At 40.2% G+C, this 13,551-nt stretch carries 18 protein-coding genes; 10 read left to right on the forward strand and 8 right to left on the reverse strand.

Annotation, left to right across the window (positions count from 1 at the left end; translation table 11 throughout):
- The first annotated feature begins 9 nt into the window (after nucleotides 1-9).
- Nucleotides 10-258 carry a hypothetical protein gene (locus KQP93_RS05125; RefSeq protein WP_054560719.1) on the forward strand — a complete coding sequence of 83 codons (249 nt, stop codon included), beginning with the start codon at nucleotides 10-12 and terminating at the stop codon, nucleotides 256-258.
- 44 nt (nucleotides 259-302) lie between these two features.
- Here KQP93_RS05125 and KQP93_RS05130 read toward each other — a convergent pair whose 3' ends face one another.
- Nucleotides 303-953 (reverse strand): tellurite resistance TerB family protein, encoded by a 651-nt coding sequence (locus KQP93_RS05130; protein WP_217876174.1) that lies wholly within the window; start codon nucleotides 951-953, stop codon nucleotides 303-305.
- A 182-nt stretch (nucleotides 954-1,135) separates the two neighbouring features.
- On the opposite strand from KQP93_RS05130, the gene KQP93_RS05135 reads away from it, so the two are divergent.
- From KQP93_RS05135 to corA, 5 genes are all read left to right on the forward strand, one after another.
- Nucleotides 1,136-1,519 carry a hypothetical protein gene (locus tag KQP93_RS05135; protein WP_055021296.1) on the forward strand — a complete coding sequence of 128 codons (384 nt, stop codon included), beginning with the start codon at nucleotides 1,136-1,138 and terminating at the stop codon, nucleotides 1,517-1,519.
- Between the two features lie 167 nt (nucleotides 1,520-1,686).
- Nucleotides 1,687-1,899 (forward strand): helix-turn-helix domain-containing protein, encoded by a 213-nt coding sequence (locus KQP93_RS05140; protein WP_054560716.1) that lies wholly within the window; start codon nucleotides 1,687-1,689, stop codon nucleotides 1,897-1,899.
- Between the two features lie 31 nt (nucleotides 1,900-1,930).
- Nucleotides 1,931-2,545, forward strand: coding sequence for a hypothetical protein (locus KQP93_RS05145; RefSeq protein WP_217876176.1), 615 nt, complete (start codon nucleotides 1,931-1,933; stop codon nucleotides 2,543-2,545).
- Nucleotides 2,546-2,573: 28 nt separating this feature from the next.
- Nucleotides 2,574-3,803, forward strand: a complete 1,230-nt coding sequence (locus tag KQP93_RS05150) for a serine hydrolase domain-containing protein (RefSeq protein WP_217876177.1) — start codon at nucleotides 2,574-2,576, stop codon at nucleotides 3,801-3,803.
- A 121-nt stretch (nucleotides 3,804-3,924) separates the two neighbouring features.
- On the forward strand, nucleotides 3,925-4,881 hold the full coding sequence (gene corA / locus KQP93_RS05155) for a magnesium/cobalt transporter CorA (protein WP_054560713.1): 957 nt from the start codon (nucleotides 3,925-3,927) through the stop codon (nucleotides 4,879-4,881).
- A gap of 221 nt (nucleotides 4,882-5,102) precedes the next feature.
- On the opposite strand, the gene dps is transcribed toward corA, so the two are convergent.
- The 3 genes from dps to KQP93_RS05170 form a co-directional block, all read right to left on the reverse strand.
- Nucleotides 5,103-5,621 carry a DNA starvation/stationary phase protection protein Dps gene (gene dps / locus KQP93_RS05160; RefSeq protein ID WP_058585578.1) on the reverse strand — a complete coding sequence of 173 codons (519 nt, stop codon included), beginning with the start codon at nucleotides 5,619-5,621 and terminating at the stop codon, nucleotides 5,103-5,105.
- A 227-nt stretch (nucleotides 5,622-5,848) separates the two neighbouring features.
- On the reverse strand, nucleotides 5,849-6,268 hold the full coding sequence (locus KQP93_RS05165; RefSeq protein ID WP_217876184.1) for a CBS domain-containing protein: 420 nt from the start codon (nucleotides 6,266-6,268) through the stop codon (nucleotides 5,849-5,851).
- A 79-nt stretch (nucleotides 6,269-6,347) separates the two neighbouring features.
- Nucleotides 6,348-7,358, reverse strand: coding sequence for a substrate-binding domain-containing protein (locus tag KQP93_RS05170; RefSeq protein ID WP_217876186.1), 1,011 nt, complete (start codon nucleotides 7,356-7,358; stop codon nucleotides 6,348-6,350).
- Nucleotides 7,359-7,525: 167 nt separating this feature from the next.
- Between KQP93_RS05170 and KQP93_RS05175 the strand changes: the two genes are divergently transcribed.
- On the forward strand, nucleotides 7,526-8,329 hold the full coding sequence (locus KQP93_RS05175; RefSeq protein ID WP_217876189.1) for a LytR/AlgR family response regulator transcription factor: 804 nt from the start codon (nucleotides 7,526-7,528) through the stop codon (nucleotides 8,327-8,329).
- Nucleotides 8,330-8,411: 82 nt separating this feature from the next.
- Entirely contained in the window at nucleotides 8,412-8,933 is a 522-nt protein-coding gene (locus KQP93_RS05180; protein WP_217876191.1) for a cytochrome b, read from the forward strand.
- Here the strand turns inward: KQP93_RS05180 and KQP93_RS05185 are convergent.
- Nucleotides 8,930-10,066 (reverse strand): GGDEF domain-containing protein, encoded by a 1,137-nt coding sequence (locus tag KQP93_RS05185; protein WP_217876193.1) that lies wholly within the window; start codon nucleotides 10,064-10,066, stop codon nucleotides 8,930-8,932. The genes KQP93_RS05180 and KQP93_RS05185 overlap by 4 nt on opposite strands.
- A gap of 155 nt (nucleotides 10,067-10,221) precedes the next feature.
- Nucleotides 10,222-10,812, reverse strand: a complete 591-nt coding sequence (locus KQP93_RS05190; protein ID WP_217876194.1) for a LysE family translocator — start codon at nucleotides 10,810-10,812, stop codon at nucleotides 10,222-10,224.
- 128 nt (nucleotides 10,813-10,940) lie between these two features.
- Between KQP93_RS05190 and KQP93_RS05195 the strand changes: the two genes are divergently transcribed.
- Both KQP93_RS05195 and KQP93_RS05200 read left to right on the forward strand, forming a co-directional pair.
- On the forward strand, nucleotides 10,941-11,360 hold the full coding sequence (locus KQP93_RS05195) for an Lrp/AsnC family transcriptional regulator (protein ID WP_440590109.1): 420 nt from the start codon (nucleotides 10,941-10,943) through the stop codon (nucleotides 11,358-11,360).
- Between the two features lie 98 nt (nucleotides 11,361-11,458).
- Entirely contained in the window at nucleotides 11,459-12,268 is an 810-nt protein-coding gene (locus tag KQP93_RS05200) for a hypothetical protein (RefSeq protein ID WP_217876195.1), read from the forward strand.
- A 57-nt stretch (nucleotides 12,269-12,325) separates the two neighbouring features.
- On the opposite strand, the gene KQP93_RS05205 is transcribed toward KQP93_RS05200, so the two are convergent.
- Together KQP93_RS05205 and KQP93_RS05210 are read right to left on the reverse strand one after the other, a co-directional pair.
- The gene (locus KQP93_RS05205) at nucleotides 12,326-12,895 is read right to left on the reverse strand and encodes a PepSY-associated TM helix domain-containing protein (RefSeq protein ID WP_217876196.1); all 570 of its coding nucleotides are present in this window, start codon (nucleotides 12,893-12,895) and stop codon (nucleotides 12,326-12,328) included.
- Nucleotides 12,888-13,358 carry a DUF4920 domain-containing protein gene (locus KQP93_RS05210; protein WP_187489954.1) on the reverse strand — a complete coding sequence of 157 codons (471 nt, stop codon included), beginning with the start codon at nucleotides 13,356-13,358 and terminating at the stop codon, nucleotides 12,888-12,890. The genes KQP93_RS05205 and KQP93_RS05210 overlap by 8 nt, the downstream gene beginning before the upstream one ends.
- Nucleotides 13,359-13,551 lie beyond the last annotated feature (193 nt).

Here is a 13,551-nt window from a genome sequence, read left to right on the forward strand (position 1 = left end):
GTATTTGAGATGATTAACGATAACGATGTAATTGAAACATTAGACGAATTAGAAACATTTTTACGCCTAGTTGAAACTGGCGGTTTAGGGCTTGAGAATGTAACCGGTGTTGCTCTTGCAACCAACAATAGTGATGGTCGACCATTTATTGCGGTACTTGATGATAAACATCAACTTTTACTTGGCCGTTACGTGACAAGTGAAGTGTATGAAAACGGTAAAGATATGGTACGTTACGGCACTAAAAAGCCGCATTAATCATCACTGTTTACCAATAAAAATGGGGCGAAGACGCCCCATTTTTATTGGTAGTCGGCAAGCTCTCTGTGAATGCTCATTACCAGTTCATTAGGAATGCATAATTGGTTAGCGAGCGTGTCTAAGTAGTGTTTAGAGATTGCTTGGTTTAAATCAATTGCGCTGGCACTGGCTGCATATACTTCAATGCCCATTTGTGCGTTAGGCACAGCGGCAACTAACTCTGATAGCTGCATTGGTTTTCTTAGCTCATCGAACAGCATGGCCTTTTCTTGCACAGACAATTGCATTGTTTCTACTTGTGCGAAGATTTTTTGTCTTTCCGTTTCATCAATGTGGCCATCAGCATAGGCGGCTGCAATCATAGCGCGCATGAGTAATAATTGCCCATCACTGTGATTATCGTCGATGACATCATTAAATGACTGCTCGGGCAGCGTGGCGGGGGTAAAATCAAAACCACGAGAACTAGTTTGCTGCACTGGAGCCGCTTTTTGATCTGAGTATTGTTTATAGGCTTTCCAAGCAAGGCCACCGACAGCAGCAAGCGCACCATATTTTACGGCTTTTTTACTGCTCTTTTTAGTTTTTCCGCCCATTAAGCTGGTTAGTCCGCCGCCAGCAACGCCTCCTAAAAAACCACTCAGCGCGCCTGATTTATTTAAATTACCCACTAACTTTTGTAAGTCTTTCATTGTTCTCTCCTTGCAGTTATGTGCCCAGACTAGGTGATTTAAAATGAAAAGGAAACGAGATAAATGTTACAAAACACATCAGCTAACAATTATCTGCTTTAGGTACACATCTTTAGCTTGCTTAAAATACACCCAGTACTATAAGTTAGGGTTTCTGTTTAATTAATAATGAGGAAAAACTCATGGCAGATAATTACACACCACCTGAAGCAAGCCTTCAGATGGCATCTGAAAATAACTCAGGGCAGGGGAAGGTAGACGATTTACCCGAGGGCATTAAAGGCTTTAGTTGGGGCGCTTTCTTGCTAAGTTGGATTTGGGCAATTGGCAACAGCACTTGGATTGGCTTATTGGCCTTAGTGCCTTATGTTGGTTTTATTGTGTCGATTTATCTGGGTTTTAAAGGCCGAGAAATGGCATGGCAAAATAAACGTTGGGATAGCGTTGAGCATTTTCAACGAGTACAAAAACAATGGTCATTTTGGGGCGTGTTGATCATTGGTGGCATATTTTTATTGGGTATTGTAGCGGCGATAGCTATCCCTGCTTACCAAGCCAATGTCTAACTTATAAATAGAGCGAAAAGCCAGTATTTACTGGCTTTTTTTATGCCTGAAATGGTCAAAATATGGGTTTAATTACTTACTGAGTTATTATGTTTTTCATTCTTTATTTTACGATAATCGTAAAATAAAGTTTGACAATCATAAATCCGCTGTGTACTTTTTAGACTATGAAAATACGAATCAACCTAGATATAGAATTGGCAAAGAACAAAATGCAGCTGAAAGAGCTATCTCAGCGCATTGATATTTCTATGACCAATTTATCATTACTAAAAAACGGAAAAGTGAAAGCGATCCGCTTTAGTACCCTTGAAGCTATTTGTGAAGAGCTTAATTGCCAACCCGGCGATATTTTGGTGTACGAACGCGATAGCGAATAACTTTACAACGCAACAGGATTTTGGAGGGCATATGCTCAACCGTGACTATTTACTACCCGGCATAGCAGCAGGATTACTCGCTGTCATTTTTCCCATGTACTGGATTTCAGTATTTGGCGAAACACTTGATGGCTTAGGAGAAGCGCTCAAGCTTGATTTACAAAGCTTAAACTTTTCAGACTTTGTGTTTGTGATCATCGGTGCACTTGAAATTTACGTGTACCTGAGTTTACGCAAAGCACTAAAAGATATGTTTGATGTTGAAGGTGTACGCATACTGTTATGTGTGTTGGCGGTGCTGGTATTAGCTTTTCATGCCACTGTGTTATGCGATGTTTATCTTGCCGTAGCTGGTGATAAAGCATCGAATGATGTAGTAGAAAGTATTTCAATTATTGCCATAGTGGTCTCGGCTGGGAGTTTAGGCTTGTATGCGTTAGTGGGTTTGATCACAGCCGCGTTATTACTAACAAAGCGCCATGGAATGTCATCGTTGCTAACGGTGTTTTCTATCCTATTGTTGCTAATGTGCATCTTACAGCTAACGGTGATTTTTGCTTACTTGAATGTGTTTTTATTCCCAGCAGCATTATTAATTTTAATGGTGTTCTTTATCAAAAAACCTGAGCAAATCGAAGTGATTTAACAACGCTTTGTAACACAAGGAATAGGGTATGAGCTGGTTTAAAACGATTCTGTTAACGCTATTTTTGTCATTTGTTTGGGCTGCTACCTGTGTATATGGTGGGGTCAGTGGTTGGTTTTTAAAACCCATTGCCGAAACGGGCAATACTGAGCAATTTATTGCTAACAGTCAGGCGCTGATTGACAACAATCACGCAAACATTGCTTATGTTTTGATTGAAAATGGCCAAGTGGTTTTTCAAGATTACTCAAAAAGCAAAGATGAAATAACCGCAAATACTTTGTTCCCAGTGGCATCGCTCAGTAAATTTATTACCGCCTATGGCGTGATGACTCTGGCTGAGCAACAACAAATTCGTTTAGATCACGCGATTAATGAGCAACTGACGGGTTGGCAGTTACCTGAATCAGAGTTTGATAATCAATCAGTTAGCCTTGCTCATCTGTTATCTCATACTGCGGGGCTTGGCGATGGTTTGGGCTTTGCTGATATTGAGCTAAATGAAACCGTACCAAGCTTGCTTGCGTCGCTAAACAAGCCGCTATCATCAACGGGTGTGCGTGAAATTAAAGTCACCAAGCCTGTGGGCGATTTTCAGTATTCTGGGGGCGGCTATTTGATGCTTGAGCTGCTGGTAGAAGAAAAAACGAATCAACGCTTTGCAACTTGGATGGCTGATAACGTCTTTAAGCCAGTCAATATGACTGATGCCAGTTACGATGTACTAACTGAGTTAGATAACATTGCACCTGCTTATGATAAAAGCGGGCAAGCTGCGGGGCATTTTCAATACGCATCGGCAGCGGCAACAGGCTTACTGGCAAGTAGCCATGACTTAATCGCTTTAGTGCAAGCATTAACATCACCTCAAACAGGGCAGTTAAGCCCGCAAATGATCAGCACCATGCGAGAACCATTGGCAATTAGCTTAGGCGCACCAATTTGGGGGCTAGGTACCATGCTTTATGCACCAACAGCATCGGGAGATTTTGTGTTTGGCCATGATGGCGCGAATGAGCCAGCAATAAATAGCACGCTTCGCATCAACCCAGATAACAATGATGCAATCATCGTACTTAGCAGCGGCGGAGAACATATTGCATCAAAGCTCGGTTATGAATGGACGCTTTGGCAAACCGGTTACCCCGACTTTTTAGCGTTTGATGTTGCCCTGCAAAGCGCTTTTGTACCCTGCTTAATAGGCCTTAGTATTATCTTGATAGGTATGCTTGTGGTGCGTTTCAAAAAAGCGAAATAAGCAATTGATGTTAGGCTTAAATTATTTTTCCGCTTTACCCAGTAATTAGTAGCATTGTCATTGTTCATTAACGTGAACAGCTATAGTATTTGCTTTAAATTGATTATTCAGGGTAGGGCGCATGTTACGATTTTTTTCTATAGACCAAGGTGTGATCACAGAAACTGAGCCAGCTGCTGATACGCCTCTTGCAACCGCCATAAAAAATGCCCACTGGATTGATACCATAAATCCAACCGAAGAAGAACGACAAGCGCTGGCAAGCACGCTTAATATCACATTACCTGGTGCTGATGATGTTGAAGAAATCGAAGCCTCTTCCCGTTGTTTTATTGACCATGAAGGCTTGCATGTGCATGCGCTTTTCATGTCACCAAATGAAGGGCGCTTTAATACGGTAACCGTGGCTTGTTTGCTACAAGACAACTGCTTGCTTACAATCCGCGATGATGAACTAGCCGATTTTCGTCTATTACGACTGCGTGCACGGAAAGGGCAAGTGGCGTGTGATAATCCGAAGCAACTTTTGGTGACTTTATTTGACCAAAAAGTCGAAAACCACGCTGACATGCTTGAAGACATGCATCACCAGTTAGAAAAACTTAGTGCCTATGTACTTGAAGAGGATGACTCTGACTTAGAAGAAGCTGTTAGCCGAATTTCTCGTCTAGAAGATAACAACGGTAAGGTGCGTTTATGTTTGATGGATACACGCCGGAATATCTCGTTTTTACTGCGCCACCTAGGAGCGCCGACAGAAGACCGCGAATCACTACGTGAAATTGTACTCGATATTGATACCCTTATGTCTCACTGTACATTTTTGTTTGATAAGGTGAATTTCTTAATGGACTCGACTCAGGGTTTTATTAACATCGAACAAAACCAAATTATCAAAACCTTCTCTATTGCCTCAGTGGTGTTTTTACCGCCGACCGTTGTCGCCAGTATCTATGGGATGAATTTTAACAGCATGCCTGAACTGCAATGGGCATGGGGTTACCCGTTTGCAATTGGCATTATGTTGCTGTCTGGCTTTGCACCTTACTTGTTCTTTAAACATAAAGGCTGGTTGTAACAAAGCATAAAAAAGCCCAGCAAATGCTGGGCAAGGGGTCTTCGGATAGACCTAGGGATTGTACCAATCCGCAATAATACTTAATCATTTTGAGGGATTAAACCTGTCGCTATCTGCGTTAAAAATTTCTGATTTAGATCAACTAAAAAACGAAATTCTTGCCTTGTTAGCAACGAGGTTTTATTGCCTCAAAATAGACCACTTAATTAAGCGAATTGGTATTAACCTTTCAATTCGCCGGTAGACGATTCGATATGTGCACGAACAAACCATTGGAATTGTTCTAAGTCAGCCAGTTGGCCGGTGATCATATCTTCAGATACTGGGTCTAGCTCACCAAGCTTTTCGATAGCTGCACGGTGGTCTTTATTAACACCGTTATACACTTTATCAAGCGCTGTTAGGTGGTCAGTAACTAAGCCTTTACCAATTGAATAATCTTGCCAAGTACGGCGTTCTACAATTGATTGTGGTGTGCCAACAGGTACGCCGCCCATGGTTGCAATACGCTCTGCAATCGTGTCAGTCATCTCTTGCACTGCGCTTACTTGTGGGTCTAACATTTCGTGTACACCAATAAAATTAGGGCCAACAACATTCCAATGAATGTGTTTTAAAGTGAGGTGTAAATCGATTAAAGCGACCATGCGCTGGTCTAGAATTGCAATCGTGTCAGCTGCAGCTTGGTCTTTAACACCTGGTGCTGTAAATTCTGCGATTTTTGATGATGAATTACTCATTACTCCTCCGAGATTATCTATAAATTTCCTTTCGCTTTTAAATTAAAAAGCGTGTGTAGTTATTTAGAAAGCAAGCGTTGTGCCTAAAATGAATATAAAGTTAAACTGTTGAATTTTAAGGCTTTATTTTATTTTATTTTGAGGCGGGGTGGTTGTGGTGAGGTATGACTATGAAAACTCTGCACACCTTCTGTAAAAAATTCAGTGTGCAGATACAAATTTACGACTTAAGAGAGTAATGCCGCTGCTAAACGAACAAAGTCAGATGAAGTGAGAATTCCCACTAGGTTGTTATCTTTATCAACCACAGGCATGCAGCCATGACGATTTTCAACAAAAAACTTAGCAACTTCGTGTAGCGGTTGCTCTGGCGAGATACTGGTAAAATCGGTAGCCATAATATCAACCACTTTAGTTTGCTTTTCTTTGCGTTCAAGGGCGCTGGCGCTGTAATTAGCCATGATATTCATTACCTGAGCAATCATGATTTTTTGCGTTAACATGCCAACTAAGCCACCATGCTCATTGATCACTGGAATATGACGGACATTCTTCTCTTTCATTAGATTATGAGCGTCATGCAGGCTATTTTGCGCGCTAATGGCGAATGGGTCTGGCGTCATCAAATCACTAACTAGGTGTGTCATGGCTAAATCCTTACAATTAATCAAGTTGTGGTAAGTCTAGCGCGTATCGAGTGAATTGCACTTTAGTGAGATCAAAGTTTTAGTGATTAACGGTGCAAGTACCTGCATTACTTTGCTGACAATAGTGAAAGTCTAAATAATAGTGAGACTTAGCTGGTCGTTCACCTTTAGTGAGGTATTGATACATCAATTCAGCAGACAGGCGTCCCATTTCAAATGGGTTTTGACCAATATTGGCCGATGATAATCCTTGCTGTAATACTTCTAATTGCATTTGCTCAGTATCGGCAGAAACGATCACCACCTCTTGATTAGCAATACGTTGCTTATGTTTAGCAATCACGTTTGCATAATTAGAGTTAAATTGGGCAAAGCCCGCTACCGCTAAAAATAGTGGTGGATTTTCAAGGTTAAGTAGTTTGTCGAGTTGACCGAGTGATACCTCTCGCTTGCCTAAGCTATATAAAGGGCATCGATCAAACTCACTCCAGCCATTTTCACCACTTAAACGTTTATCTTTTTGCCCTGACAACGCATAGCGAACACCCTCAATACGCTTGTTTAAATTAGGTGTTGTTGAGTGTCCTGATTGAATACAAACTTGATTATTTTCTTTGTTGGTGAATTTTTTTAATTCGTTCCCTAAGGCCACCCCATAGTCAAAATTATTGGTACCCACATAGGCTAAACGGTACTGCTGGTCTTCTTCGAGCAGATCAGAGTCAAAAGTGATCACAGGAATGTTGTTATCTTTAAGCTGTTTTAACGCTCTTTCAACAAGGTAATTGGAATCTGTGGTTGCGATTAATAAACCACTAATGTTGTTTCTGCGAACAAGGTCGGTGATAACTAATACTTGCGTGCGAATATCTTGAAAGTCTTTGGGGCCATCGTAAATACATTCAAAATCGAGATGCTGTTTTGCAAATTGCTCACATCCTTTAAAGGCTTGCTGATAAAAGCTATCGTTTTTGGTTTTACCAACAACAGCCACCACATATTTAGCCTGAATTGGCAGGGCAAAAAGCCAAAAACAGGCGCACAAAAGCACCCAGTTTAATTTAAAATTTAATAATACTTTTAAAGACATAGCACTACATATTGCAAGTTAAGTATAAGCACGAGCTAATTATAGTGGCAGCGTTTGAATTTACCAGTCAGCATTTACATCAATCAACAAGCTTTAACATATAATGAAAAAGCCTTTTTAGGGAAGCGGTTATTTTTGCTACCTTTTATGACTCAAATGGAGTGGCTATGATCATATATAAATACTGGCAGCAATTAACAACACTTTGGCAAAAGGCCGCTTTTTTGTGGGCGGCTTTTTTTATTGTATTTAATGCATATTGCTTTTTTTGGCGTCATTTAATTGCGGGAGGCCAATATCAGTTTATTGACTCACAAATTTTTTGGCTAAAAGAGTGGGGGGCTTTATGTGCTTTAAATATTTTTCTGGTGGCTTTTGTTGATTTAAAAGCCAGGATTAATAGCAACTTATTTGTTTTTATTATTACGTGCGCAGTGACTATTTGTTCTTTGGTGATGTTACGTATTTTTGTTGATTACTCTTTTTATGGCTATGCAATTGCTGCTTCATTCATTCAGCTTTTACCAAAGTACTTAATCGCATGTTGTTTGGTATTGGCGTTATGGCGAGTATGCAGCATGTCGCTCTTGTCAAAAGCAAAGAACGACAAGCCTGAGAATGGTCTATCTGAATATATTGAAATAAACCATAAAGGGGTTGTTAAGAGACTCTCCCCAGAATCAGTATTATTTATTAAAGCTGCCGGTAACTATGTAGAAATACAAACATTAACCGAATGCTTTTTAAAAAGAGATACCATCAAAAACATTCAAGCTCACTTACCTTGCAATGAATTTAAGCAAGTGCACCGCAGCTACCTTGTTAACCTAGTCCATATTGAAGATTTTAATCTTCATAAAGCAAATGCAAATTTACAGATGAAACTAGGGTTTAGCATTCCTGTTAGCAAAACTTTTAAACCAGCATTAGCAAATGTATTAAGTGAGCCAAGTGTATTCGTCACAGAATGATGGGTTTCGTCACAATCTTATTTAAAACAAAAGCTTAATCTTTACTATTGAGTCATGAAAACAGTTTTTAAGGATAAAGTTCATGACAATAAAGACACAGAAAACACATAAGTTTTTGCATTGGCTCAGTGCGCTATTAGTCATTAGCGTGCTTGTTTTGGGTTACTACATGACCAGGGTGACTGACTACAGTTTGTATCATTGGCATAAATCAATTGCGGTGATCATTGCCGTCGTCTGGCTGTTAAGAATAGTTTATAGGCTCTATCAGCCGTTTCAATCTACTGTACAAACAAGCTTAACTAAGTGGTTGCATTTATATCATTGGGGCTTGCTAATCTTGCTAGCTGTAATGTTACTGTCAGGTGCTTTTTATAGCGGTTTCGGCGGCTTTGGTATTGCGGTTTTTTCGTGGCAGTTAGTGGCTAGTAATTATAATGAGGCGGGTCAGGCCGTTGCGTCAAACGCCTGGTTAAGCGATTTTGGCTGGCAAATTCATATTTTATCTGGGTATGTGTTATCAGCTGCTCTTTCAATCCATATTTTAGCGGCGCTTAAGCATCATTTTATAGATAAAGATGCGACCCTAAAGAGTATGCTTTAAGCGTTTATTTTAATTTGGTTTCGACCATTATCTTTCGCCTCATAAACAGCTTTGTCTGCGCGGTTTACTAAGCTTTCAAAGCTGTCATTTGACTGCCAGTTGGTTAAACCAAAGCTAGCGGTGACAGATATACGGTGCTCTTGATAAGCAATTTGACTTGTTTCGATGGTTTTACGAAGGCCTTCTAAAAATTGTGTCGCAGAGTTGATGTCGGTAGCAAAGAAAAACAGTAAAAATTCTTCACCGCCGAGCCGGCAACATAGGTCCTCTTTTTTTAAATGGTGTTTCATTAGATCAGAGAACACTTCGAGTACTAGGTCACCGCCATCATGCCCGTAACTATCATTAATACGTTTGAAGTAATCAATATCAACTACGCAGGCGAATAAGCTAGATGTTTGACTTGGGCTGAATAGTTGCTGCTGTTCAATAATGAATTGTAGTCCGCGGCGATTGTAAAGCCCGGTAAGTGGATCTTTTAAAGACAGCTCCAAATAACGCTTTTTCTCGTCAACTAATAAGGTGGTAATAAGCCCAAGGCCAGTCATAACAAACACGGTTGCATGGGCAATAACCGTGAGAGAGTATAAGGTCGCTAAGTTGTGTTCATGGGTAATGATACTCAGCTGTGAAATAGGCACCAAAAGAAGAATACACTGCGCCATCGACAACACTGTATTGCCTATGTTCTTCTCACAGACAGCGCGCTTTGTTGTGTAGTAAATAAGTGCAGGTAGAACGCTTAGCGTAAAACAGGCTTCAACAAGGGCAAGTTGATTTATATTTTGAGTAAGGAGGGCAAATACAGAAAAAATAGCACCATGCGCAATGATTATCTTATTAAAGCGGCTGGGTTCATCATGGTTATAAATGGATAATTGCAGTAATGTCATGGAGATCATATAAATCACCACACCAGATCGAAAACTTGGCGTAAGGTCTAATAAGTCTTGGATCCAAAGCCATGCAAAGCCAATTACACCAAGGTAAAAAAACAGGTTAAATAAGTAAATCGAGCGGTTATTAAAACTACTGCGCATCAGGCGCGTGGCTATAATGGAGCAGGTTACTACCGTAATGAGTAAGAAGACAAAAAAGCCGTGGTAAAAGTAATTCTCTACGTTACTAGCCATGAGTCGCACTGAAAAGCTCTAGGTAAATAAAGCTTAGCACAGGAAAAATTACTCACCTTTAAATCCTATCTATGATTCAAAAATGCTTTAATCGTTAGTTCATTTATTGATAGCTAAGCTTTCAATACACTACTGCCAAGCAAAACTTGCTCAAATTAAAACAAACTAAACATCACTGAAGCGATTAATAGTATTGCCATTAGGTAGTTAAATGCTTTTAAGCGCTTTGGGCTGGCAAGCCAATGTTGAAGCTTTTCGCCAAGTAAAGTCCACGAGCTGACACACGGCAGGTTAATTAAGCCAAATACGAGGCTTACGATTAATACAGAGGTGAGGTTTTTGTCTGGGGCATATAAGCTTACCGCGCTTAATGCCATTGCCCACGCTTTTGGGTTTACCCATTGAAACAGTGCAGCCTGAATAAAAGTAAACGGTTTACTTTCACTACTGGCTTTTTGTTGTGCGTTACTTGTGGCAATTTTAAACGCCAGATAGAGTAAGTAAGCAATGCAAAATACCTTTAATATCAAGTAGCTTGGTGGAAACAAGTCAAATAGCTGCATGATGCCAAGGCCCACTAAAACCAGCATCAACATAAAGCCAAGCGTCACGCCAAGTAAATGTGGTGTGGTTCTTTTAAAGCCAAAGTTAGCACCTGAGCTTATCAACATTAAGTTATTTGGCCCTGGGGTAATTGATGACACCAAAGCAAATAATGCCAAGGCTGTTAAAATTTCAAAACTCATCGCTATCTCTCCATTTGAATTAAGATGCAATTATAAGTTGTAATGCGTGCAATTTTTGCGCTTAATGTTGTTGTGTATATTTAAAGTTCACAATCAAAAATGAAAAAGATAAAATTAACGACAGAATATTGCATGAGCTTAAACGCAATGGCCGAATTGCTAATGCCGAGCTGGCAGATAAAGTGGGTTTATCGCCATCGGCATGCCTTCGTAGAGTGCAAGAACTAGAAAAGCTTGGGGTTATTGCAGGGTATCGGGCGGTTATTAATAATCAGGCTGTTGGCCTAGGTTTTATTGCTTATGTTGGGGTTGGGCTAAATGAGCACTCAACAGTATCTCAGCGAGCATTCGAACACGCGCTTGAGTTTATTGATGAAGTAAAAGAGTGCCACAATGTAACTGGCTCGTTTGAATATTTGCTGAGGGTTGAGACGGCGGATCTCAAGTCCTACAAAGCGTTTCATGCAGATGTACTCGGCTCAATTCCACAGGTACGAACCATTACCACTCATGTCGTGATGGAATCACCGAAGGATGAACGCGCTTAACAATAGAGTTTGTACCTTTTTTGTCATTAATTTATTGCGAGCTATAAGGCCTTAGTCTAGAATCTTCGCGTTAAAATAATAATATATAAGGAAATTACGTGAAAACGTTTAAGCCTTTTTTGGCGTTTATAGCTTTAGGTTTATTAGCAGGTTGTCAATCTACAACCGAAACAGGTGTATCGATGGCACGCTTTGAGAGCCCAGAGATCAACAGTGACCCCTTTCATTTTCGTGCAACCGTTGGTACAGATACAAGCAAGATCATTGCGAAAGATACCAGCGAGAGTACTTCAACGAGTACAGCGATAACGACTTCGATGAGTATGACCTTAGGTTATTCGACGGAGCTTACCGTAGGGGCTGGTATTGGTGGCGATCATGATTATGAAAAATATGCTATTAAGCATCAGTTTTATGGCAGCCCTTTAGAATCGGCCGTCGAGAAAAACTTCTCTATGGCTGTCAGCCTTGGCTATATTCGCAGTGAAGATGCGGGGTATGGTCCACTATTAGCGGGTAATTATGATGACGATACCTATGATTGGGATTTATCGCACGATACTTATGATATTGCACTTATTTCAGGATACCGATTAAGCTCAAAAGCCTTATTATACGGCAGTGTCTTTTATCAAAAAGGCACTATCGATGTTGATTATACCCAAATGTATTATCTTGCCAGCGAAGAAGGGGCTATGTTAACTCGAGCATGCAGTGATACGACAGAGCAATGCCTTGATTTTAGTGCTGATTACGACGGTCATAATGCAGGTGTCAGCATTGCACTTGAATATGCATTTACGCATTGGTTCGCTATTACAGGTGAAGCAGTTTATAAATCGATGAACTGGTTTGATCGCAGTGAAAGCGAGACTGCTGCAAATGTAAACTTTGAATTTAGGTTCTAGGTTTGGCTTTTCGAGAAAAGGCATTAGCAATGGCTAGTGCCTTTTTTGTAATGATTGTTATAAAAATACATAAGCTGCTGGGAGTAGCATACCGCTAATGACTAATACAGAGCGGCTGCCCCATGGGCTATTTTTACCCTTGATCATAAACAAGCCGCTGATTGCTAAAAACAGCAGCAGCCCAGCAAAAATATCAGAAAAAATCACCCACGAAGCGTTTGTCTCGTTCAAGTGTAAGCGGTTAAATGCTTGAAATACATGACGAGGCTCAATAGCTTCATAGCTTATGACATCTTTATTGAGTTTAAGGCTGAGGTTGTTACCGTTTTTTAAAAACACCTTAAACTCTTGCGGCGACACCCAATAAGAAGCCTTTACCGGCTCGCTTATATCAGCATGGGAGATAATTTGCTCAATCAACAACTCGTCATTATCTAATTGCCAAGTTTCATCGCTCACACTGATTTGCTGGTGGCTTACTTTGTAGTTTGGGTTCCAATCATCTTTGTGGTTCACTGCAATGCCAGAAACCGCAAAGATAATCACTAAACCAACACAAAAGTAACCAATATCGCGGTGTAAGTTTCTGTTTAACTTAAACCAGTTGATACTTGATTTATTACTCAATGATTTCAACTCCGCTCGGTACGAGCTGATAAATAGCCATTGCTTCAGTCACAGAGTTTACATCAAAGCTTTCGCCGGCTTGCTGCGCTTTGTGAGCAAGTAACGCTTTAGTGCGGCCAAGGCTAAGCTGAATTTTATCGAGCTTACCGGTTACGATAGCTTTACTGCCTTTAGCCGTCATCGGGAATACCATGTCGCCATCTTCAACTTTGATACGTAAGTTTTCAAAGCGTTTGTCAGATGCAAGTGTCATCCAGCAACCACGTTTTTCACATACCCCTGTGATAGTCCCTTCCACGGTAATTGGACTTGCAAGGTAATCGTCTGGTGAGGCCATAACCGTCGAAATTTTAATGAGTTTGTCACTGTCGACTTGATTGCCAAACTGTAAGCTAAAGGCGTGTTGGCTAAAGCTTAAAAGCGCCAATGAGAATGCAATAAATGTTTTTGATTTTAGGAACATAGCGGTTGCTTCTTTAAATAAAATTAAGCCTTAGTTTAAGCGATTTACTTGTATGATAAAAGGCTAATGCGATTAAAAATGATTTGCAATTAAGTTAAGTCTAGATCAATTACTTATTCATGTTGTACGGGTTCTATCAGTTAAATCAAGCTTTATGACAATTTCGTGAATATTGTGATAATGTAACTTTTTA

It is taken from the genome of Pseudoalteromonas shioyasakiensis, assembly GCF_019134595.1.
Lineage (GTDB): Bacteria > Pseudomonadota > Gammaproteobacteria > Enterobacterales > Alteromonadaceae > Pseudoalteromonas > Pseudoalteromonas shioyasakiensis_A.